The organism is Kineosporia sp. A_224 (assembly GCF_002198655.1).
Classification (GTDB): Bacteria; Actinomycetota; Actinomycetes; order Actinomycetales; family Kineosporiaceae; genus R-H-3.
Window position 1 is genome coordinate 30,068 of the sequence record NZ_MWLN01000212.1, and the last position, 20,896, is coordinate 50,963.

At 74.4% G+C, this 20,896-nt stretch carries 20 protein-coding genes; 9 read left to right on the top strand and 11 right to left on the bottom strand.

Annotated features, from left to right (window positions below; genetic code table 11):
* Positions 1–296: 296 nt before the first annotated feature.
* Both EDJALFJO_RS26665 and EDJALFJO_RS26670 read right to left on the bottom strand, forming a co-directional pair.
* Entirely contained in the window at positions 297–944 is a 648-nt protein-coding gene (locus EDJALFJO_RS26665; protein ID WP_088289393.1) for a CDP-alcohol phosphatidyltransferase family protein, read from the bottom strand.
* Positions 945–964: 20 nt separating this feature from the next.
* Positions 965–1,609: an SIMPL domain-containing protein gene (locus tag EDJALFJO_RS26670; RefSeq protein ID WP_158220576.1), complete on the bottom strand. Its 645-nt coding sequence runs from the start codon at positions 1,607–1,609 to the stop codon at positions 965–967.
* 103 nt (positions 1,610–1,712) lie between these two features.
* Between EDJALFJO_RS26670 and EDJALFJO_RS26675 the strand changes: the two genes are divergently transcribed.
* Positions 1,713–2,495 (top strand): SDR family NAD(P)-dependent oxidoreductase, encoded by a 783-nt coding sequence (locus EDJALFJO_RS26675; RefSeq protein ID WP_088289394.1) that lies wholly within the window; start codon positions 1,713–1,715, stop codon positions 2,493–2,495.
* Positions 2,496–2,514: 19 nt separating this feature from the next.
* Here EDJALFJO_RS26675 and metF read toward each other — a convergent pair whose 3' ends face one another.
* Positions 2,515–3,417: a methylenetetrahydrofolate reductase [NAD(P)H] gene (gene metF / locus EDJALFJO_RS26680; protein WP_088289359.1), complete on the bottom strand. Its 903-nt coding sequence runs from the start codon at positions 3,415–3,417 to the stop codon at positions 2,515–2,517.
* 246 nt (positions 3,418–3,663) lie between these two features.
* On the opposite strand from metF, the gene EDJALFJO_RS26685 reads away from it, so the two are divergent.
* The 3 genes from EDJALFJO_RS26685 to EDJALFJO_RS26695 are packed head-to-tail and all read left to right on the top strand — an operon-like array spanning position 3,664 to position 7,363.
* Positions 3,664–4,806, top strand: a complete 1,143-nt coding sequence (locus EDJALFJO_RS26685; RefSeq protein WP_088289360.1) for a polyprenyl synthetase family protein — start codon at positions 3,664–3,666, stop codon at positions 4,804–4,806.
* On the top strand, positions 4,806–6,368 hold the full coding sequence (crtI, locus tag EDJALFJO_RS26690; protein WP_088289361.1) for a phytoene desaturase family protein: 1,563 nt from the start codon (positions 4,806–4,808) through the stop codon (positions 6,366–6,368). The genes EDJALFJO_RS26685 and crtI overlap by 1 nt, the downstream gene beginning before the upstream one ends.
* 56 nt (positions 6,369–6,424) lie before the next feature.
* Positions 6,425–7,363, top strand: coding sequence for a phytoene/squalene synthase family protein (locus EDJALFJO_RS26695; protein ID WP_088289395.1), 939 nt, complete (start codon positions 6,425–6,427; stop codon positions 7,361–7,363).
* A 6-nt stretch (positions 7,364–7,369) separates the two neighbouring features.
* Here EDJALFJO_RS26695 and EDJALFJO_RS26700 read toward each other — a convergent pair whose 3' ends face one another.
* On the bottom strand, positions 7,370–7,795 hold the full coding sequence (locus EDJALFJO_RS26700; RefSeq protein WP_088289362.1) for an Rv2175c family DNA-binding protein: 426 nt from the start codon (positions 7,793–7,795) through the stop codon (positions 7,370–7,372).
* Between the two features lie 192 nt (positions 7,796–7,987).
* On the opposite strand from EDJALFJO_RS26700, the gene EDJALFJO_RS26705 reads away from it, so the two are divergent.
* The 3 genes from EDJALFJO_RS26705 (at position 7,988) to EDJALFJO_RS26715 (ending at position 12,895) form a co-directional block, all read left to right on the top strand.
* On the top strand, positions 7,988–9,352 hold the full coding sequence (locus EDJALFJO_RS26705) for a LysM peptidoglycan-binding domain-containing protein (RefSeq protein ID WP_088289363.1): 1,365 nt from the start codon (positions 7,988–7,990) through the stop codon (positions 9,350–9,352).
* 107 nt (positions 9,353–9,459) lie between these two features.
* Positions 9,460–11,538 (top strand): Stk1 family PASTA domain-containing Ser/Thr kinase, encoded by a 2,079-nt coding sequence (gene pknB / locus EDJALFJO_RS26710; protein ID WP_088289364.1) that lies wholly within the window; start codon positions 9,460–9,462, stop codon positions 11,536–11,538.
* 7 nt (positions 11,539–11,545) lie between these two features.
* Positions 11,546–12,895, top strand: coding sequence for a DUF6461 domain-containing protein (locus EDJALFJO_RS26715; RefSeq protein ID WP_088289365.1), 1,350 nt, complete (start codon positions 11,546–11,548; stop codon positions 12,893–12,895).
* A 20-nt stretch (positions 12,896–12,915) separates the two neighbouring features.
* On the opposite strand, the gene EDJALFJO_RS34565 is transcribed toward EDJALFJO_RS26715, so the two are convergent.
* The 7 genes from EDJALFJO_RS34565 to EDJALFJO_RS26750 form a co-directional block, all read right to left on the bottom strand.
* Positions 12,916–13,080: a hypothetical protein gene (locus EDJALFJO_RS34565; protein WP_158220577.1), complete on the bottom strand. Its 165-nt coding sequence runs from the start codon at positions 13,078–13,080 to the stop codon at positions 12,916–12,918.
* Between the two features lie 62 nt (positions 13,081–13,142).
* Positions 13,143–13,745: a sulfite oxidase-like oxidoreductase gene (locus EDJALFJO_RS26725; protein ID WP_088289367.1), complete on the bottom strand. Its 603-nt coding sequence runs from the start codon at positions 13,743–13,745 to the stop codon at positions 13,143–13,145.
* A gap of 73 nt (positions 13,746–13,818) precedes the next feature.
* Entirely contained in the window at positions 13,819–14,868 is a 1,050-nt protein-coding gene (locus EDJALFJO_RS26730; RefSeq protein ID WP_198950677.1) for a low specificity L-threonine aldolase, read from the bottom strand.
* 139 nt (positions 14,869–15,007) lie between these two features.
* On the bottom strand, positions 15,008–16,384 hold the full coding sequence (locus EDJALFJO_RS26735) for a class II 3-deoxy-7-phosphoheptulonate synthase (protein ID WP_233150051.1): 1,377 nt from the start codon (positions 16,382–16,384) through the stop codon (positions 15,008–15,010).
* A gap of 100 nt (positions 16,385–16,484) precedes the next feature.
* Positions 16,485–17,189, bottom strand: coding sequence for a response regulator transcription factor (locus EDJALFJO_RS26740; protein WP_088289369.1), 705 nt, complete (start codon positions 17,187–17,189; stop codon positions 16,485–16,487).
* Between the two features lie 2 nt (positions 17,190–17,191).
* A complete protein-coding gene (gene macS / locus EDJALFJO_RS26745) occupies positions 17,192–18,403 on the bottom strand; it encodes a MacS family sensor histidine kinase (RefSeq protein ID WP_233150052.1) in 1,212 nt (403 codons plus the stop codon).
* 49 nt (positions 18,404–18,452) lie between these two features.
* Positions 18,453–19,292: a lysophospholipid acyltransferase family protein gene (locus tag EDJALFJO_RS26750; RefSeq protein WP_088289398.1), complete on the bottom strand. Its 840-nt coding sequence runs from the start codon at positions 19,290–19,292 to the stop codon at positions 18,453–18,455.
* Between the two features lie 241 nt (positions 19,293–19,533).
* Between EDJALFJO_RS26750 and EDJALFJO_RS26755 the strand changes: the two genes are divergently transcribed.
* Both EDJALFJO_RS26755 and EDJALFJO_RS26760 read left to right on the top strand, forming a co-directional pair.
* Positions 19,534–20,304: a carboxylesterase gene (locus EDJALFJO_RS26755; protein ID WP_088289370.1), complete on the top strand. Its 771-nt coding sequence runs from the start codon at positions 19,534–19,536 to the stop codon at positions 20,302–20,304.
* On the top strand, positions 20,301–20,837 hold the full coding sequence (locus EDJALFJO_RS26760) for a hypothetical protein (RefSeq protein WP_088289371.1): 537 nt from the start codon (positions 20,301–20,303) through the stop codon (positions 20,835–20,837). The genes EDJALFJO_RS26755 and EDJALFJO_RS26760 overlap by 4 nt, the downstream gene beginning before the upstream one ends.
* The last annotated feature ends 59 nt before the right edge of the window (positions 20,838–20,896 follow it).

Here is a 20,896-nt window from a genome sequence, read left to right on the forward strand (position 1 = left end):
ACGTCGGCGTCTTTTGGTGACTGATGCACTGAAGGCACGTCCTCTGGTGTACGAAGCACGCTAAAACTCGCGTTTAGGGTGCTTATGCCCCCACAGGACGGGTCTTCGTGCAGAACCCGCCACAGGACGCCACCAAGTGCGCGCAACCCGCCAGAGGACGACGCGCGTAGCGTGCGGATCCCACCAGAGGACGCCCACGTAGCGTGCACAGCCCGCCAGAGGACGCCCACGAGACATGCGGCCCCTCGTCGTCACCTCGACAGCACGCCGGCCCATAGCAAGCCGAGCCCACGCGCTCAGCCCGCGAGCCGTCGCCGCACGACGACCACAACCTGCACGAACCCGACGACGCCCACGACGAGCCACGCCGCGGCCCCGGCGAGCGCCCAGCGCTCACCCGCCCCGGGGTAGATCCCGGCGCCGAGGGCGAACATCACCGTGACGACGATCCGGGTCGGGCGCTCGGAGATGCTCACGACGCCGACCTCGCTCATCCCGCCGGCGGCGGCCCGGGCCCGCAGGTACTCGTGCAGCCACGCGACGGCGCCGCCCGCGACGACGAGCCAGCCGGGGGCGCCGAGCAGCCAGAGGCAGCCGACGAACACGGCGTCGGCGAGCCGGTCGCAGACCGCGTCGAGGACGGCGCCCCGGCGGGTGACCCGGCCCGTCATCACCGCGACGGCCCCGTCGAGGTTGTCGAGGACGCCCGCCACGGTGACGACGACCGCGACGGCGAGCGCGGCCCGGCCCCCGGCGGACGCCGGCCACAGCGCGGCGAGCGCGACGCCGAGCCCGAGCAGGGTGACGCCGTCCGGGCCGACCCGCAGCCGCACGAGCGGCCCGGCGAGCGCGTGCGCCATCGTCAGCCAGCCGCCGACGAGCCCGGTCGCGGGGACGCCGCCGTGCAGCGCCGTCCACCGCTCGAGGTACTCCGCGCGGGGCATCACGGCCGGCGCGGGCCTGCCTACTCGAGCTCCCAGTGGACGGCGAGCGAGACGTGGACGTCGACCCCGCCGGGCTCGACGGCCATGTCGGGCGCGGCCATCGCGGCCATCATCCGCATCTTCGGCATCGGCGGCGGCATCGCGCCGACGCCGCCCTCGACGACGCTGACGACCCGGCCGAGCGGGCGGCCGGCGAGCCCGGCGATCTGCTCGGCCTTCGCGACGGCGTCGCGCCAGGCGGCGGCCCGGGCCTCGACGAGCAGCGGGGCGTCGTCCTCGACGACGAACTCGACGCCGTGCAGCCGGACGTCGTCCCCGCCCGCGACGAGCGCCTCGCCGAGGACGCGGCCGGCGGCGTCCATGTCGCGGGTCGTCACGAGCAGCTCGTGGTCGGAGCGGTAGCCGGTGACCTCGTTGCCCTTGCCCTCGGTCCACACCTGCTCGGCGTGCACGGACAGGCCCTGGGTCACGGCGTCCTTGCCGGCGACCCCGCCGGCGGCGAACGCGGCGCGCACCCGGGCCGCGGCGGACTCGGAGTCGGCGAGGGCCGCCGCGAGGGTCGGGCGGAACGCGCTCGCCGCGAGCCGGATCCGCATCGCGTCCGGGGGCGCGGACGCCGTCCCGGTGCCGCTCACGCTGACGATGGACGGGTTCGTCTCGGTCATGCGCCCATCATGGTCCCCGGCGGGGCCCGGCGTCGCGGGACCGACGCCGTCCGGTGCGGCCCGCCGGGCGCAGGTCGTCGGGCGCGCCGCTACCCTCCGGCGGATGGGCAGGTTCAGCGACCGGGTCGCGATCGTCACGGGCGCGGGCGCGCCGGCCGGCATCGGGTTCGCGGTGGCCCGCGGGCTCGCCGCGGAAGGGGCACGGGTCGTTCTCGGGGCGACGTCGGACAGGGTCCACGACCGGGCCGCGGAGGTGACCGCGGCGACCGGGTCGGACGCCGTCGGGGTCGCCGCGGACCTGACGACCGAGGCCGGGGCGCAGGCCCTCGTCGACGCCGCGGTGCAGCGCTGGGGCCGGGTCGACGTCCTCGTGAACAACGCGGGCATGACGTCGGTGACGGCCGGCTGGGACGCCGAGGAGCAGGTCACGGACCTCACCCTCGCCGGCTGGGAGGCCGCGCTCGCCCGCAACCTCACGACGGCGTTCCTCATGTGCCGGGCAGTCGTCCCCGTCATGCGCGCAGCGGGCTACGGCCGGATCGTCTCGGTCGGCTCGACGACCGGGACGACGAACGCGATGCCGGGCCAGGCCACGTACACGGCCGCGAAGGCGGGGCTCAACGGGCTGTCCCGGGCGCTCGCGCTCGAGGTCGTCGCCGAGGGCGTGACGGTCAACGTCGTCGCGCCCGGCTACGTCGCGACGGGCTCGCAGCTCGCGTTCGAGCAGGCCGCCGCGGCGGCCGGCCCGGCCGGGCGCAGCGGGACGCCGGACGAGATCGCGGCGTGCGTGCTCTTCCTCGCCCACGAGTCGGCGTCGTTCGTCAGCGGGGCGGTGCTCGTCGCGGACGGCGGCCACGGGCTCCCCGAGACGTGGCCCGTGGCCTGACCGGGCGCGTCGGCCGAGGTCAGTGCGCCGCGCCGACCCCGAGGTTGGCGAACACCTCGAGCGTCGAGGTCGAACGGTTGAGCGTGTAGAAGTGCAGCCCCGGCGCGCCGCCCTCGAGCAGGGTGGCGCACAGCTCGCTCGCGAGCTCGACGCCGACGCGCCGGACGGCGTCCGGGTCATCGGAGACGGCCTCGAGCCGGGCGACGTCGGCGGGCGGGAGCGGGACGCCCGACAGCTCGGCGAAGCGCTGGATCTGCTTGATGTTCGTCACGGGCATGATCCCCGGCAGCACCGGGATGTCGCAGCCCAGGGCGGAGAGCCGGTCGACGAGCCGGAAGTAGGAGCCCGCTTCGAAGAAGAACTGGGTCACCGCGAAGTCGGCCCCGGCGTCGGCCTTCATCGCAAGGATCCGCGCGTCGTGCTCGAGGTCGGGGCTCTCCGGGTGGCCGTCGGGGAAGGCCGCCACCCCGATCGAGAAGCTGCTCGTCTCCCGCACCAGCCGGACGAGGTCGATCGCGTGGTCGAGGCCCTCGGGGTGCGGGGTCCACGGCCGGCCGGGGCCGCCGGGCGGGTCTCCGCGCAGCGCCATGACCGTGCGGACCCCCGCGTCGGCGTACCCGCCGACGACGTGCCGCAGCTCGGCGACCGAGGCACCGACGCACGTGAGGTGGGCCATCGGGTCGAGCGTCGTGACCTCGGCGATCTGGCGGGTGATCCGCGTCGTCCGGTCCTGCGTCGAGCCGCCCGCGCCGTAGGTCACCGAGACGAACAGCGGGGCGAAGGGCTCGAGCCGGCGGATCGCCTGCCAGAGCGTCGCCTCCCCCGCGTCGTCCTTCGGCGGGAAGAACTCGAACGAGAACGATCGCCCGCCTCCGGAGAGGTGTCGTCGGAGCGTCTCGCCGAGGCCGTCCTGTCGCGTCATGCGCAACACACTAGGCGAGTTCCACATCGTGGGGAGCGTGACGTCCACGACCCGGACGATTCCTCCCGGACCACCCGGCCGCCGCTGCATCCAACCGGAGCACCCGGCCGGAAGTGCAGGTGCAGGGCGGCGGCACCTCGTGGCCCGACCAGGCTGCGAGGTGCCGTCAGGCCGCCCCGCCCATACCCTCGACGTGGACGCCGCCGCAGCCAGTCCGCTCCCCCATTCGTCGCCCCGGAGGGCCCCGTGACCGCCGAACCGACCACCGCGCAGCACGCGACGACGAGTCCGCTCGACGCCGAGGACCTGCGCGTCCGGGTGCACAAGGTCATCGACACGTTCCTCGCGCGGCAGTCGGACGTCCTCGACGGAGTGAGCCCCGAGTGCGCGCCGATGGTCGACGCCGTGGCGGAGCTCATGCGCGGGGGCAAGCGGCTGCGCCCGGCCTTCTGCTACTGGGGCTGGCGCGGCGCCGGCGGCGCCGACTGCGAGCAGGTCGTCACCGCGGCCGCGGCGCTGGAGTTCTTCCAGGCGGCGGCGCTCATCCACGACGACGTCATGGACGACTCCGACACCCGGCGTGGCATGCCCGCCGTCCACCGCCGCTTCGCGACGCTGCACCGCGGCTCGGGCTGGACCGGCGACGGCGAGCGCTTCGGCCTCGCGGGCGCCGTCCTCGCCGGCGACCTGTGCCTCGTGTGGAGCGACGAGCTCTTCCAGGCGGCCGGTCTCGACGCGACGGCGATGCTGCGCGGGCGCGCCGTCTTCGACCGGATGCGCACCGAGCTCATGGGCGGCCAGTACCTCGACATGCTCGAGCAGGCGATCGCCGGCCAGCAGGCGGCGCACGCCGCCGACCACCCGGACGACACCCGGCCGGACGCCGTCGCCCGCGCCCGCCGGGTCATCCGGTTCAAGAGCGCCAAGTACACGATCGAGCAGCCGCTGCTCATCGGCGGTGCGCTCGCCGGCGCCTCCCCCGAGCTGCTCGCGGCGTACTCGGCCTACGGGCTGCCGCTCGGCGAGGCCTTCCAGCTGCGCGACGACGTCCTCGGCGTCTTCGGCGACCCGGAGCAGACCGGCAAGCCCGCCGGTGACGACCTGCGCGAGGGCAAGCGGACCGTGCTCGTCGCGAAGGCGCTCGAGACGGCGTCCCCGGCGCAGGCCGGCCTCGTCCGGTCGCTGCTCGGCGACCCGGGCCTGGACGCGCACGGCGTCGAGGCGCTGCGCGACGTCATCGTCTCCACCGGCGCCCTCGAGGCCACCGAGCAGCTCGTCGACGACCTCGTCGCGCAGTGCCGGGCCGCGCTCGCCTCGGCGGACGTCGACCCGCACGCCCGCGAGGTCCTCGAGGGTCTCGTCGTCGCCGCGACCGCGCGGGCCTTCTGATGGCCACCCTGTCGCAGCGCGGCCGCCGCGCCGCCGGCTGGCTGCCCGGCCGCACCCGCACCGTGACCGGCCCCACCGACCACGTCGTCGTCGTCGGGGCCGGCCTCGCCGGCCTCTCGACGGCCATGCGGCTGGCCGGTGCCGGCCGCCGCGTCACCCTGCTCGAGCGCGAGGACGTCCCCGGCGGGCGGGCCGGCGTCGTCGTGTCCGACACCGCCGACGGGCAGTACCGGTTCGACCCCGGCCCCACGGTGCTGACGATGCCCGACCTCATCGCCGACTGCTTCGACGCGCTCGGCGAGCGGATGGAGGACTGGCTCGAGCTGGAGCCGGTCGCGCCGCTCTACCGCGCGACCTACGCCGACGGCTCGCGGCTCGACGTCCACTCCGACGTCGACGCGATGGCCGCCGAGATCGAGACGGTCATCGGCGCGGGCGAGGCCGCGGGCTTCCGCAGGTACGTCGACTTCGTCTCCAAGCTCTACGACTACGAGATGCGGGACTTCATCGACCGCAACATCGACTCGCCGCTGGACCTGCTCTCGGTGAACCTCGCCAAGCTCGTCGCGATCGGCGGCTTCCGCAAGCTCGCGCCGAAGGTCGAGGAGTACCTGAAAGACCCTCGCACACAACGGATCTACTCGTTCCAGGCGATGTACGCCGGGCTCTCGCCGTACGACGCGCTCGCGATCTACGCGGTCATCGCGTACATGGACTCCGTCGCCGGCGTCTTCTTCCCCAAGGGCGGCATGCACGCCGTCCCGCAGGCGATGGCCGCGGCCGCCGAGAAGCACGGCGTCGAGATCCGCTACTCGACGACGGTGACGAAGGTCGAGCACTCCGGCGGCCGGGCGAGCGCGGTCGTCACGGCGGACGGCGAGCGGATCGCGTGCGACGTCGTCGTCCTCAACCCGGACCTGCCCGTCGCCTACCGGGACCTGCTCGGCAAGGACCACTGGCGGGCCAAGAGCCTCACGTACTCGCCGTCCTGCTACCTGCTCCTCGCCGGCTCGTCGGCGACCTACCCGGACATCGCCCACCACAACATCCACTTCGGGACGGCGTGGCGCGAGATCTTCGACGAGCTCCTGTCGGGGCGACTCATGAGCGACCCGTCGGTGCTCGTGACGAACCCGACCCGGTCGGACCCCTCGCTCGCCCCGGACGGCAAGCAGATCTACTACGTGCTCTTCCCGACGCCGAACCTCGACGCGCCCCTGGACTGGACGAAGCTCGCCCCGCACTACCGCGAGCACGTCGTCAAGACCCTCGAGGCCCGCGGCTACAGCGGCTTCGGCGACGCCATCGAGGTCGAGCACGTGACGACGCCGCTGGACTGGCAGGCCCGCGGGATGGAGCGGGGCGCCCCGTTCGCGGCGGCCCACTCGTTCCGGCAGACCGGGCCGTTCCGGCCCGGCAACCTGTGGGGCGAGAACGTCGTCTTCACCGGCTCCGGCACCCAGCCGGGGGTCGGCGTCCCCATGGTGCTCGTCTCCGGCCGGCTCGCCGCGGAGCGGGTCCTCGGCCCCGACAAGAGCTACCGGTCGCGCGCGTGGCGGTGACCGACGAGACCCCTGCCGACCTGCGGGTTGCGGGGATCCCCCCGGAGTCCGGCAGGATGCCCCGCGTGAACCGCAGCAGCGCCCGTTGCCTCGATGCCGCCGGGATCACCGATCCCGAGCTCCGCTCCGCCTTCGAGCAGTGCCGGCGCCTGCACGCCGAGCACGGCAAGACGTACTACCTGGCGACCCTGCTCCTCCCGCCGGAGAAGCGCCCGTACGTCTGGGCGCTCTACGGCTTCGCCCGGTACGCCGACGAGTTCGTCGACTCCCTGACCGACCCGGACCCGCAGGCGCTGCTCGACTGGGGCGCGGTCTTCCTCGACGCGCTCGCCCAGGGGTCGACGACGAACCCGGTCGGCGCGGCGATGCTCCACACGATGCGCCGCTGGCAGATCCCCCGCGCGCACGTCGAGGCGTTCCTGGAGTCCATGCGGATGGACATCACCGTCACCGAGTACAAGACCTACGCCGACCTCGAGCACTACATGTACGGCTCGGCCGCGGTCATCGGGCTGCAGATGCTCCCGGTGCTCGAACCGGTCGCCCCCGAGGCCGGTGCCCGGGCCCGGGCGCTCGGCGAGGCGTTCCAGATGTCGAACTTCATCCGGGACGTCGGCGAGGACCTCGAGCGCGGGCGGGTCTACCTGCCCATGGAGGACCTCGAGGTCTTCGGGGTGACCCGGCAGATGCTCGCCCGCGGCGTCGTCACCCCGCCGGTCCGCGAGCTGCTCAAGTTCGAGATCGAGCGCACCCGGCAGCTCTACGCCTTCGCCGAGCCCGGCATCGACATGCTGCACCCGACGAGCCGCGACTGCGTCCGGACGGCGTTCACCCTGTACGGCGGCATCCTCGGCGCCGTCGAGGCGGCGCACTACCAGGTGCTCACCCAGCGGGTCTCGGTCCCGATGCCCGAGCGGCTCAAGGTCGCGATCCCCGGCCTGCGCCGCGCCCGCGCGGCCCGCAAGGACGCCGCGAAGTGGGTCGCCGTCCCCTGACCCCCGTCAGAAGGCGAGGGCCTGCGCGCGGCGGCGGATCTCGGTCTTGTGGCCGGCGCGCAGCGCCTCGACCGGGGTGCCGGACAGCGACTCGTCCGAGGTGAGGAGCCAGCGCAGCGACTCGTCCGGGGTGAAGAGCCAGCGCAGCGACTCGGCGGCGTCGTAGCCGGCGTCGGCGAGGACGCTGATCGTGCCCTTGAGCTCGGGCAGCGGCTGCATCCGGCCGTCCACCTCGATGAGGAGCATCTCGGGGACGGACAGGATCCGGCGCTCGCCCCGGCGGACGGCGAGCAGCGCGCCGTCCTGCAGGAGGCGGCGGACCTTGCCGACGTCGATGCCGAGCTGCTCGGCGACGTCCGGAAGGGGCAGCCAGGCGTCGACGAGCGCGTCGAGGCCGTGGTCTGCGGGGTCGGTCGGGGCCGTCTCGGTCACGGGTCAAGCCTGCCACGCCCGGCCGGTCCCGTGGCGCACGACCCCGTCGGGAGCACCGCGACCCCGGGAACGGGCCCGACAACGTGTCAACACCCGTCGGCGCGCTTCCGTGATCACGGAACGTTGCTCCGCTACCGTCCCATCCGTCCCAGCGACCACAACAGTCACAGGACGTGACAGGAGCCGCTGACCATGAGCAGCAGACGACGCCGCCAGGGTGCAGGGAAGCGCCCCGCGACGCCCCGCCGGGCCTCCGGCGCGCCCTCCGCGACCCCTGCCGTCCCGCCGGTCGTCTCGGCCACCGGCGGCTCCGCGCTGCGGACCGCGGGCATCCCGTTCCTCGCGGCCGCCGTCGTCGGCGGCAGCGCGACCGGGGCCGCGGCGGTCACCACCCCGCCCACGTCGGCTCCGGTCGCACCGCCCGCGGCGACGGGCACCGAGCGGGCCGGCAGCGTCCCGCAGGCCGGGTCGCACAGCGCGCTCACCGCCGTGACGACAGCGCACGCACGGTCCGCGGTCGTCGCCAAGAAGGCGGCCAGGACCAAGGACGTCACGTACGTCGTGCGGTCCGGCGACACCCTGAGCGAGATCGCGCACCGGGCCGGGATCAGCCTCGCCGCCCTGACGCGCGCCAACGGCATCCGGGCGAGCGACCTCATCCACCCCGGCCAGCGGCTCGTGCTCCCCGGGGTGAAGACCCCCTCGCCGTCCACCGCGAAGAAGACGAAGAGGTCCGGCGCCAAGCCGGTCGTGCACGTCGTCCGCGCGGGCGACACCCTGAGCGAGATCGGCCACCGGTACCGGATCACCGTCGCCGCGATCATGAAGGCCAACCACCTCACGTCGACGCTCATCCGGCCCGGGCGCAAGCTCGTGCTCCCCGGCGTCAAGGCGGCCCCGAAGCCGGGGCGCGCCGCGGCGCCGACGCACGTCGTCGTCGTCCGCTCCGGCGACACCCTCTCCGGGATCGCCCTGCGGGAGAAGGTCACGCTCCAGCAGCTCCTGGCGCTGAACCACCTGACGACGCGGTCGGTGATCCACCCCGGGCAGAAGATCCTCGTGCCCGGGGCCGGGTACCCGAACACCTTCGCGGGCCGCACCTACCCCGATGCCGTCGCCCGCGCCGCCGCCGCGAACCGGGCGATCCTCGCGAAGCGGAAGGTCCCCACCCGCGAGCAGATGAAGGCGCTCGTCGCGCGGACCGCGAAGAAGTACAAGGTCGACCCGGCCCTCGCGATGGCGATCGCCTACCAGGAGTCCGGCTTCAACCAGCGGGCCGTGTCCCCGGCGAACGCCATCGGCTGCATGCAGGTCATCCCGTCGTCCGGCGTGTGGGCCTCACGGCTCGTCGGCCACCGGATCGACCTGCTCGACCCCGAGGACAACGTCACCGCCGGGGTGGCGATCATCGCCGCGCTGCTGCGCTCGGCCCCCGACGAGCGGACGGCGATCGCCGGCTACTACCAGGGCCTCGGCTCGGTCCGGAAGAACGGCATGTTCCCCGACACCCGGCGCTACGTCGCCAACGTCCAACGGCTCGAGGCCCGCTTCCGGTGACGCTCGCCACGCCGACGGACACCGTCCGTGCGCGCCCCGGCCGCGCCGCGGACGCTCCTTACCGGGGGTTTGCCGACAGCACCCCCCGGCATACGTAGACTCCCCACGTGGACGCGACCCTCCAGGACCCGCTCGTCGGGCGGCTGCTGGACGACCGCTATCTCGTTCTCGAGCTCGTCGCCCGGGGCGGGATGGCCACCGTCTACCACGCCCTCGACCGTCGGCTCGACCGTGCGGTGGCCCTCAAGGTGCTCCACTCGCACCTCGCGGGCGACGCCGCCTTCGCCGCCCGCTTCGACCGGGAGGCCCGGGCGGCCGCCCGGCTGTCGCACCCGAACGTCGTCGGGGTCTTCGACCAGGGCCAGGACGGCGACCTGCACTACCTCGCCATGGAGTACCTCCCGGGCCGCACGCTGCGCCAGGTGCTCGTCGAGCGCGGCGCGCTGACGCCCAAGGAGGCGCTTCGGGTCATGGACCCGGTGCTCGACGCGCTCGCCGCGGCGCACCGGGCCGGGATCGTGCACCGCGACGTCAAGCCCGAGAACGTCATCCTCACCGACGACGGCCGGGTCAAGGTCGCCGACTTCGGTCTCGCCCGGGCCGCAGCATCGACGAACGCGACGACCGGCGTGCTGCTCGGCACCGTCGCCTACCTCGCCCCCGAGCTCGTCACCGAGGGCACCGCCGACGCCCGCAGCGACGTCTACTCCGCGGGCATCGTGCTCTTCGAGGTGCTCACCGGGCGGCAGCCGTTCGTCGGCGAGCTGCCCGCCCAGGTCGCCTACCGGCACGTCCACGAGGACGTCCCCACCCCGTCCGACATCGCCCCGAACGTCCCCGAGGCGCTCGACGACGTCGTCCTGGCCGCCACCGCGCGCACCCCCGACGAGCGCCCCGCGGACGCCGCCGCGTTCCTCGCCATGCTGCGCTCCGCACGCCGCCGGATCCCCGCCGAGCTCATGGACGAGCGGGCCGACGTGCCGTACGCCCCGGGCGCGGTCGCCGCCGCGATGAACGACCCGTTCGACGGGCTCGCCGCGACCCAGGCCGTCGACCAGGCGGTCGAGAACCGCACCCGGGCGCTCCCCGGGCTCGCGGCGTCCGCTCTGGGCAACGGCGCGGGCGGCGCACCCGGGCACGACGCGCTCGGGAACGGGCACTCCCCCACGGGCATGCAGCCACCGCCGCGCAGCCGCAGGTCGCGGCTCGTCGCCGGCCTGCCCGTCAACGAGGACGAGATCGGCCCGCCCGTCGACGACGCGGCCCTCGCCCGGCTCGCCGAGGCCCGCCGCCGGCGCGGCCTCGTCGTCATGGCCCTCGTGGTCGTCACCGCCGTCGTCCTCGTCATCGGCTCCTACTGGTTCATCGCCGGCCCCGGCGCCCAGGTCGTCGTCCCGAGCACGGCGACGCTCACCCAGGCCGAGGCGACGAAGCAGCTCGCCGACATCCCGCTCGGGGTGAAGGTCGTCACGGCGTTCAGCGACGACGTCAAGAAGGGCATCGTCATCGAGAGCCGGCCCGAGGCCGGGGCGGCGGTCCGCAAGAACAGCACCGTGACCCTCACCGTGTCGAAGGGGCCGGAGCTGTTCGACGTCCCGGACGTCACCGGCAAGCCGAAGGACCAGGCCGACCAGGACCTCCAGGGCGAGGGCTTCGCGCTCGGCAAGGTGAGCGAGAAGTTCGACAACGACGTCGACGCCGGCCTCGTCATCAGCCAGAGCCCCGTCGCCGACGCGAAGCGGGCCAAGGGCACGAAGGTCGACCTCGTCATCAGCAAGGGCAAGGAGCTCGTCGCGATCCCGGACGTCCTGCGCCAGGACGAGAACACCGCCCGCAACACCCTGCGGTCGGCCGGGTTCGTCGTCGAGGTCGGCGACCCGCGCTTCGACCCGTCGGTGCCCCAGGGCCAGGTCGTGGCCCAGGAACCGGGCGGGAACACGAAGGCCGCCCCCGACTCGACCGTGACGATCTTCCTGTCGAACGGGCCGGACCCGGAGCAGACGGTGGAGGTGCCGGACGTCCGCGGCAGGGACGTCGACAAGGCCCGTGAACGGCTGCAGGAGGAAGGTCTGCAGGTGAACGTCGTCGAGCAGCCGAACAAGTTCTTCAACCGCGTCGGCAACCAGAACCCGGCCCCGGGGACCCCCGTCGCGCGGGGTACCGTCGTGACGATCTTCATCTTCTGACCCGGCCGTGACCCAGGGCCAGGGTGACCCCGTCCTGCTGCGGCCGACCGCCCTCGGCGGAGCCGGGATCGGCGACTGGTTCTGCGTGACGGTCGTCCGCGCGCACCCGGACCCGCTCCGCGACGGCCGCCCGACCGGCGGCCCGGACCGGGCTCCCGGCCCGGTCGTCCCGGTCGCCGTCGAGGACTTCGAGAGGCTCGCGGAGGTCGCGGCCCGGATCGGCGCCGACCCCGCCGCGCTCGTCGCCTGGGACCGGGACCTCGGCCGGTTCTGGGACGCGGACGACGCCGCGCCCGTGCTGCTCTCGCTCGTCGTGCCGGACGCCGTTCCGGACGTCGTTCCGCACCCCGTCCCTGCCGTCGTCCTCCTCGAGGTCAACGGGTTCGAGGGGTCCAGGCCGGAGGTCCTCACCGCGCTCTCCCGCGGCGCGGAGGTCGTCTCGCTCTTCCGCGGCGTGCACTCCAGCCGGCTCTCGTACGCCGTCGACGGGCGGCTGCTCGTCACCCTCGACCCGGCCGAGCCGCACGTCCGCCACGGCGAACGGCCCGACGCGCTCGGCGACGACCTCGACGAGCTGCTCTCCGGGGCGCTCCCGCTCGAGGGCGGGGCCGAGATGCTCGCGCTCGACGTCGTCCGGCGCCGGACCGGGGTCGCGCTCGACGCCGCCTGGTGGCAGGGCACCCACCTGCTCGCGGCCGTCGAGCCGCTCGACGCCGACGAGAGCGTCCCCGGCCTGCCCGACGCCGTCGAGGCCGCGCTCGACGAGATCGGCCGCCAGACGGCGGCGGACCCGACGGGCGCCGTCGCCGACCTGCTCCTCGCGACGCTCCAGGACGCCGTCCGGGCGGCGCTGCACTTCACCGGGCTCGCCGAGGACGACGAGCACGGCCCGGGGCTCGCGCAGGCCGTCGCCGAGGCACGGATCCTGCGCCGGCTCGCCGTCGAGGCCCGGCCGGCCGCGTTCGAGGCCGCCCAGGCCGCGGCCGTGCGCTCGCCGGACGAGGTCGCCGAGCCCGACGAGACGATCCGTTCGGAGTCGATCGCCGCCCAGCAGCGGGTCGCCGGCACGGTCGCCGCGCTGTGGGAGGCCTACAGCCCCGGGGACCTGCGGCAGGACGCCGGGCCGGGCCGGGGCCGTCCGGGCGCGCCGTTCCAGGAGGACGACCCGCTCTGGCACCGGCTGCAGGCCGGGATCGCCGTCACCGAGCTCCTCGCCTGGGCCGTCGCGCCGGCCAACCCCTACGACGACGCGCACTCACCGGCGGACGTGCTGCTCCACGTGCGGTTCGCGCTCGCCGACCGGTGGCCGGCGTTCGAGGACGCGCTCGCGGCGCACCTCGAGGCGCACCTCGGCTGACTGCTGCCTGCTCCGGTGCGTCAGACCGCCGGCACGTGCTGGTGGACGACGTCCCGGCGGCAGCCGGAGCACATGAAGACCCAGTCCTGCCCGCCCGTCGGGGACGGGCGCAGGCCCATGTCGACGAGGGTCTCCCCGCACGCGCTGCACAGGGTGAGGTCCGCAGGAGGCAGCTGGATGGTCATGGCGTCCCAGTACCCGGCGCGGACCGGTTCATGCCCGCCCGGCGGCCGCTCCTGCCGGGCGGTCACTCCTGGTAGGAGTACCGCTCCTCGCGCCACGGGTCCCCGAGCGTGTGGTACCCGCGCTCCTCCCAGAACCCGCGGCGCTCGGCCGTGAGGTACTCGATGCCGCGCAGCCACTTCGGGCCCTTCCACGCGTACAGGTGCGGCACCACGAGGCGCAGCGGGTAGCCGTGCTCGGGGGTCAGCGGCTCGCCGCCGCGGTGCGTCGCGAGGACGCTGCGCGGGGAGGCGAAGTCGTCCAGGCGCATGTTCGCCGAGTAGCCGTACTCCGCCCAGGCCATGACGTGCGTGGCGTCGTCCGCGGGCGGGTAGGCGGCCATGAGGTCGCGGGCGCCGACGCCCTCCCAGTCGTTGTCGAGCACGGTCCAGCGCGTCACGCAGTGCATGTCGGCGCTGACGGCCGTACGGGGCAGCGCGGAGAACGTCTCGATGTCGATCTGGTGCTCGGCGCCGTCCGCCGTGGCACCGTTGACGACGAGGCGCCAGGAGTCCGGCCTGAAGCGCGGGACCGGCCCGTAGTGGAGGACGGGGAAGTCCTTCGCGAGGCGCTGACCGGGCGGCAGGGCCCGGGCCGGCTGCTCGGAGGCGTCCGTCACGGGGCACATCCTCCCATCTGCCGGGCCGTGCCCCGACACCGCCCCGGAACCGCCCCGACCCCGTCCTGCATCGGCGCGACCCTCAGGACGACAGCACCTTCGCGAGCACCCGGGCCGCGCCCGCGGCCGCCTCGTCGTCGAGGTCGAGGTGGGTGACAGCCCGCACCATCCAGGGACCGAGCGCCGACACGAGGACGCCGTGCTCGCGGGCCGCGGCCGCGACGTCCGCCCCCGACCGGCCGGACGCCGTGAGGTCGAGGACGACGATGTTCGTCTCGACGTCGTCCGGGTCGACCGCCGACGGCAGCACCTCCGCGACGGCCTCGGCGATCGACCGCGCGTGCGCGTGGTCCTCCGCGAGCCGGGTCAGCTGGTGGTCGAGCGCGTAGCGGCCGGCCGCCGCGAGGATGCCGACCTGGCGCATCCCCGCCCCGTAGCGCTTGCGCAGGATCCGGGCCCGGGCGATCCGCTCCGCGCTGCTCACGAGGACCGACCCGACCGGTGCGCCGAGCCCCTTGGACAGGCACACGGAGACGGTGTCGGACAGGGCGCCGTACTCGGCGAGCGGCACCCCGGTCGCGACGTGCGCGTTCCACAGCCGGGCGCCGTCGAGGTGCACGGCGATGCCGAGCGCCGTCGCGCCCTCGCGCAGCCGGCGCAGCTGCTCGACCGGCTGGACGGTGCCGCCGCCGAAGTTGTGGGTGTTCTCGACGGCGATCGCCGTCGTCGAGACGAGGTACGGGCCGGCGTCCGGGGCAGCGGTCGCGAGGAGCGCCTCGGCGTCCATCCGGCCGCGCGGCGACGGGACGGTCCGGGTCGTGATCCCGCCGAGCGCCCCGTGCCCGCCGAGCTCGGCCCGGACGACGTGCGCGAGGGTGTCGCAGATCAGCTCCTGCCCCGGCTCGACGAGCAGCCGGACGCCGAGCATGTTCGCGAGCGACCCGGTCGGGGTGAACAGGCCCGCCTCGTGGCCGAGCAGGTCCGCCACGTGCTGCTCGAGGGCGTTGACCGTCGGGTCCTCGCCGTAGACGTCGTCCCCGACCTCGGCCGCCGCCATCGCCTCGCGCATCCCGGGGGTCGGCTTCGTCAGGGTGTCCGACCGCAGGTCGGCGACGATCGGGGACGACGGCATGGTGCTCCTTCGGGGTCGGCGCCGGCGGGCGGCGTCGGACGTCGAGGGCGAGGCTACGCGGACCGGCCCGACGGACGACGGGCGGGCCGACGCGTGTCGGCCCGCCCGTGCTCCGGATCGGTTCTGGTGGTGCCCGCCGTCAGCGGTTGCCGAGCATCTCCGCGACGAGGAAGGCGATCTCGAGCGACTGCTGGTGGTTCAGCCGCGGGTCGCAGAGCGTCTCGTACCGGGTCGCGAGGTCGGCCTCGTCGATGTGCTCGGCGCCGCCGAGGCACTCGGTGACGTCGTCGCCGGTGAGCTCCATGTGCAGCCCGCCGGGGACGGTGCCGAGCGCGGCGTGCACCTCGAAGAAGCCCTTGACCTCGTCCATGACGTCGTCGAAGCGCCGCGTCTTGTACCCCGACGAGGACTCGAACGTGTTGCCGTGCATGGGATCGCAGACCCACAGCACGTCGGCGCCGGAACGGGAGACCGCCTCGACGAGCGCCGGCAGGTGGGTCCGGACCTTGCCCGCACCCATCCGGCTCACGAAGGTCAGCCGGCCGGGCTCGTTGTCGGGGTTGAGCTTCTCGACGAGGGCGAGCGCGTCCTCGGGGGCCGTCGTCGGGCCGAGCTTGACCCCGATCGGGTTCCGGACCCGGCTCATGAGGTCGACGTGGGCGCCGTCGAGCTGACGGGTGCGCTCGCCGATCCACACGAAGTGCGCCGAGACGTTGTACGGCGAGCCGGTCCGGGAGTCGATCCGGGTGAGCGGCCGCTCGTAGTCGAGGAGCAGCGCCTCGTGGCTGGAGTAGAAGTCGACGGTCCGCAGCGCGTCGAAGTCGCCGCCGCAGGCCGCCATGAAGCGCATGGCACGGTCGATGTCGCGCGCGAGCGCCTCGTACCGGGCGTTCGCGGCGGTCGCGACGAAGCCGCGGTTCCACTCGTGGACGTGCCGCAGGTCGGCGAAGCCGCCCTTGGTGAAGGCCCGGATGAGGTTCAGCGTCGCGGCGCTCGTGTGGTACGCCCGGAGCAGCCGCTGCGGGTCGGGCATCCGCGCCTCGGGCGTGAAGTCGAAGCCGTTGATCGCGTCGCCGCGGTACGCGTGCAGCTCGACGCCGTCGCGCACCTCCATCGGCTTGCTGCGCGGCTTGGAGTACTGGCCGGCCATCCGGCCGAGCTTGATGACCGGCATGCTCGCGCCGTAGGTGAGGACGACGGCCATCTGGAGCAGGGTCTTGACCTTGTTCCGGATCCGGTCCGCGGTCGCGTCGGCGAAGGTCTCGGCGCAGTCGCCGCCCTGGAGCAGGAACGCCTCGCCGCGGGCCGCGGCGGCCAGCCGGGTCTTGAGGTCGTCGCACTCACCGGCGAAGACGAGCGGCGGGTAGGAGGCGAGCTCGGCGGTGACGGCGGCGAGGGCGGCGGTGTCGGGCCAGCCCGGCTGCTGGGCCGCCGGCAGGTCGCGCCACTCGTCGAGGCCCGCGAGGAGCGCGGCCTCCGGCGTGTCGGGGGCGGAGACGGGAACGGTCGAGGTCACGTGCCCAGGGTAGGTGACGTGTCGACGGCGTTTCGGCGCCGTCCGCCGTCCGGACGCCCGCGACCACGATCCGTCACGACGCGTCCGCATGGTTCGTCGGTCACGACTCGTCGAGGCCCTGCTCGATCGCGTAGCGGGTGAGCTCGACCCGGTTGTGGAGCTGGAGCTTCGTGAGGACGTTCTGGGTGTGGTTCTGCACCGTCCGGTGCGAGATGACGAGCCGGTCGGCGATCTGCCGGCTCGACAGCCCCTTGGCGACGAACCGGAGGATCTCGGTCTCCCGGTCGGTGAGACGCGGCGTCATCCCCTCGGGCTCGTCCGCCGGCGCGGCGCTCGCCATCCGGCGGAACTCCCCGAGGACGAGCCCGGCGAGGCCCGCGGTGAAGACCGCCTCGCCCTGCGCCGTCCGGCGGACGGCGTCGAGCAGCTCGGCGGACGACGCGGACTTCACGAGGTAGCCGGTCGCGCCGGCCTTGACCGCCTCGAGGACGTCGGCCTGCTCGCCGCTCGCGGTGAGCACGAGGACCCGCACCCCCGGGTGCCCGGCGACGACGCGCCGGGTCGTCTCGACGCCGTCGAGCGTCGGCATCTGGAGGTCGAGGACGACCACGTCGGGCCGGGCCGCGGGCAGCCGGCGCAGCGCCTCGGCGCCGTCACCGGCGGTCGCGACGACGGACATCCCGGCCTCGCTGAGGTCCCGGGCGACGCCCTCGCGCCACATCGGGTGGTCGTCGACGACCATGACCCGCAGCGGCTGCGTGCCGCCGTCCCCGCCCTGCTGCTCCGTGCTCACGACCTGCTCCATGCTCACGACCTGCCTCCCTGACCGCCCGGCCGCTTCGGGACCCGGATCTCGACCTCGGTGCCCTGCCCGGGGGCGCTGACGACGACCACGCTGCCCCCGACGTCCTCGATCCTGCCGCGGATCGACGCCGCGACACCGAGCCGCCCCTCGCGCTCGGCGTCCTCGAGCCGCCCCGGGTCCATCCCGGCACCGTCGTCCCGCACGCTCACGGTGAGGACGTCGTCCTCGTCCTCGACGAGGACCCACGCGTTGGCGCCCGGCCCGGCGTGCCGCTCGACGTTGTCGAGGGCGGCCCGGACGGCGCCGTTGACGGCCTTGACGGCCCGCTCCGGGACCATGACGGGCTGCGCGGGCCCGGTGACCGTGACCCGGCCGGTCGCCAGGCCTCCGAGGACGGCGCGGACGTCCTGCTCGCCGCCGGCCGCGCTCGCGACCTCGCCGGTCGCGACCAGCGCCCGCAGCCGGACCTCCTGCTCACCGGCGAGCCGGCCGATCTCCGCGGCCTCTCCCCCGACCTCGTTCCCGCGCTTGCGCACGTAGGCGAGCACCTGGAGCACCGAGTCGTGGATGTCGGCGGCGAGCCGCTCCCGCTCCCGGGTCGCGGCCTCGACGGCGACCGCCCGGGCCAGGTCGCGCCGTCCGGCCCGGAACAGCTCGACCGCGTAGCCGACGATGGCGCCGGCGAGCAGGAGCAGCACGATGTTGTTGACCGTCGGCGGGGAGATCCGGCCGCCGACCTCGACGACGTCGACGACGCAGACGAGGACCGCCGCGGCGAGGCCCGCCCGCCAGCCCTTCCACACGGCGAACGCGAGCACCGGGGTCGCGGCGTAGATCGAGGGCAGCGTCTGGGCGCCGGCAGCGACCCGCTCGGGGTCGTCGAGCACGCGGGTCGCGAGGACCGCGAGGCAGACGAGCGCGAGGTCCGCGGCGAGCGCCCAGGGCCGGCGGTCCCGGCGGACGACGAGGTAGACGGTCCACAGGGTGAGGACACCGAGGACCGCCCAGCCGCCGGTGCCGTGCCGGTAGTCCCCGTCGGCCCGGGCGTGCAGGACGGCGGCGTATGCCAGGGAGGCGACCCGGAAGATGCCGACCGCCCGCCAGAGCCGGTCGTCGGCGAGCCGCTCGGCGTCCGGGGCGCCGGTCGCACCGGTCGCGCCGGTCGTGCCCGTGGCGCCGGTGGGCACCGGCGGCGGCGCGGTCGGGGAGGTCACGGGGTGATCCTGCCCGACGCACCCACGCGGGGCGGCAGAGCAGCAGTACTCAGCCGGCGGCGGCCGCGGGCGGGCGGGCGTCGTCCGGGCCGTCCGCGGCAGGCCCGACCGCGCCGTCCGCGCTCTCGGCGGCGGGCACGAGCGTCGCCTCCTCCGCGGGGACCTTCTCCGGCTGCAGGCTCGGACCGCTGGGCACCTTGGCCTTCTTCGCGGCCGCGATGCGCTCCTTCATCGTCGTGGCGTAGACGTCGACGTACTCGCGCTCGGACAGCCGCATGAGCTCGTACATGATCTCGTCGGTGATGGACCGCAGCACGAACCGGTCGTCCTGCATGCCGTCGTACCGGGAGAAGTCGAGCGGCTCGCCGATGACGACGCCGACCCGGCCGATGTTGGGGATGACCTGCCCGGTGGGCTGCACCTTGTCGGTGTCGATCATCGCGACCGGCAGCACCGGCACCTTGGCCTCGAGCGCGAGCCGCGCGACGCCCGTCTTGCCGCGGTAGAGCCGGCCGTCGGGCGACCGGGTGCCCTCGGGGTAGAGCCCGAGGAGCTCGCCGCGGCGCAGCACCTTGAGCCCGGTGCGCAGGGCCGCCTCGGAGGCCTGGCCCCCGGAGCGGTCGATCGGGAGCTGGCCGACACCGCGGAAGAAGCCCGCCGTGAGCCGGCCCTTGATCCCGGTCCCGGTGAAGTAGTCCGCCTTCGCCAGGAAGGTCACCCTCCGCTTGACGACGAGCGGCAGGAAGATCGAGTCCGAGAACGACAGGTGGTTGCTGGCGAGGATCGCCCCACCGGTCTCCGGGACGTGCTCCTCGCCCTTCACCCACGGGCGGAAGAAGGCGTGCAGCAACGGCCCCAGGATGATCCGCTTGAGCACCCAGTAGAACACCACGCACCTCCTCGACGTCATCGGCGCCGGAGCGTGACGTGCTCCTACGGTGGCGCACTGCGAACTCTACGGACTGTGCACCCCCGGCGCTGCCGTCCGCCGGGTCGAATCGCCGCGGCCGCGGCGACCGGGACGGATCCCGACGGGAGGCCGGTCCCCCTCGACCGTGCCCGCGGGCGCGTGTCACGATGGCCGTGCGCCGCGCCCCCACGGCGCGTGCCTGCCATGCGAGGAGACCGGCGTGAGCGTCCTGCCCGGCGCGGAGCCCTTCCACCACGACGGTGGGCGGGTCGGCGTCGTGCTGTGCCACGGGTTCACCGGCACCCCGCAGAGCCTGCGCGACTGGGGCGTGGCCCTCGCCGCCGCCGGGTACACCGTGCGGCTGCCGCTGCTGCCCGGGCACGGCACCCGCTGGCAGGACATGAACGCCACGACCTGGAACGACTGGTACAGCGCCGTCGACGCCGCCTTCGCCGAGCTGCGGGCGTCCTGCGACCACGTCTTCGTCATGGGGCTGTCGATGGGCGGCGGCCTCGCGCTGCGCCTGGCCGAGGAGCACGGGGACGACGTCGCGGGCGTCGTCGTCGTCAACCCGTCGGTCGCGGGCACGGACTGGCGCATGACGTACCTGCTGCCGTGGCTGCGGCACGTCGTCCCGGCCTTCCCCGGCGTCGCGAGCGACATCAAGAAGTCCGGCCCGGTCGAGCTCGCGTACGACCGGTCGCCGCTGCACGCCGCGTACTCGCTGACCCGGCTGTGGCAGGTCGTCGCCGCGGACCTGCCGAAGGTCACCCAGCCGCTCGTCGTCCTGCGCTCCGCCGAGGACCACATCGTCCCGGCCGCGAGCGGCGAGCTCGTGATCGCCAAGGCCGGCTCGACGGACAAGACCGAGGTCGTGCTCCACGACAGCTACCACGTGGCGACCCTGGACAACGACGCCGAGCTCATCGTCAAGACGTCCCTCGACTTCGTCGAACGCGTCCTCGCGTCGAGCCCCGGGCGCGCGCAGTGACCGGCGACCACGCGGGCGACGGGGGCGAGGTGCCCCAGGAGGAGCGCGACGACCGCCCCGAGCTCGACGTCGACACCGCGTTCGCCGCGATCATCGCCCACCTGCGCGACGAGCCGACCGGTGGTGTCGGCCGCTGGCCCGCCGCCGAGGACCTCGCCGACGGTGACGACGGCACGGTCGGCACCGACCCCGGCCCCGACCCGGACGACGAGCCTGTGCGCGAGGCTGCGCTGAGCGGCCCGTCCGGCAACCTGTTCGCCGGTACGTCGTCGCGCGAGGTCGTCGCGGACGACGAGGGCTACGTCCCGCCGGAGCCGCCGCCGTTCCCCCGCGGTGACCTCGTCTCCCGGCTCGCCTGGGCCGGCGTCATCGGCGGGCCTCTGTTCCTCCTCCTCGCCGCGATCGTCTGGCAGACCCTGCCGAAGATGCTCCTGCTCGCGGCCCTCGCCGCGTTCGTCGGCGGCTTCGTGAGCCTGGTCGCCCGGATGCCCAGCGAGGCGCCCGACGAGCCGGACGACGGCGCGGTCGTCTGAGGCGTTCACCGGACTCGGTCGGCGTCCGGTCTGCCGCTGCGGTGCGTTCATCGCTGCTG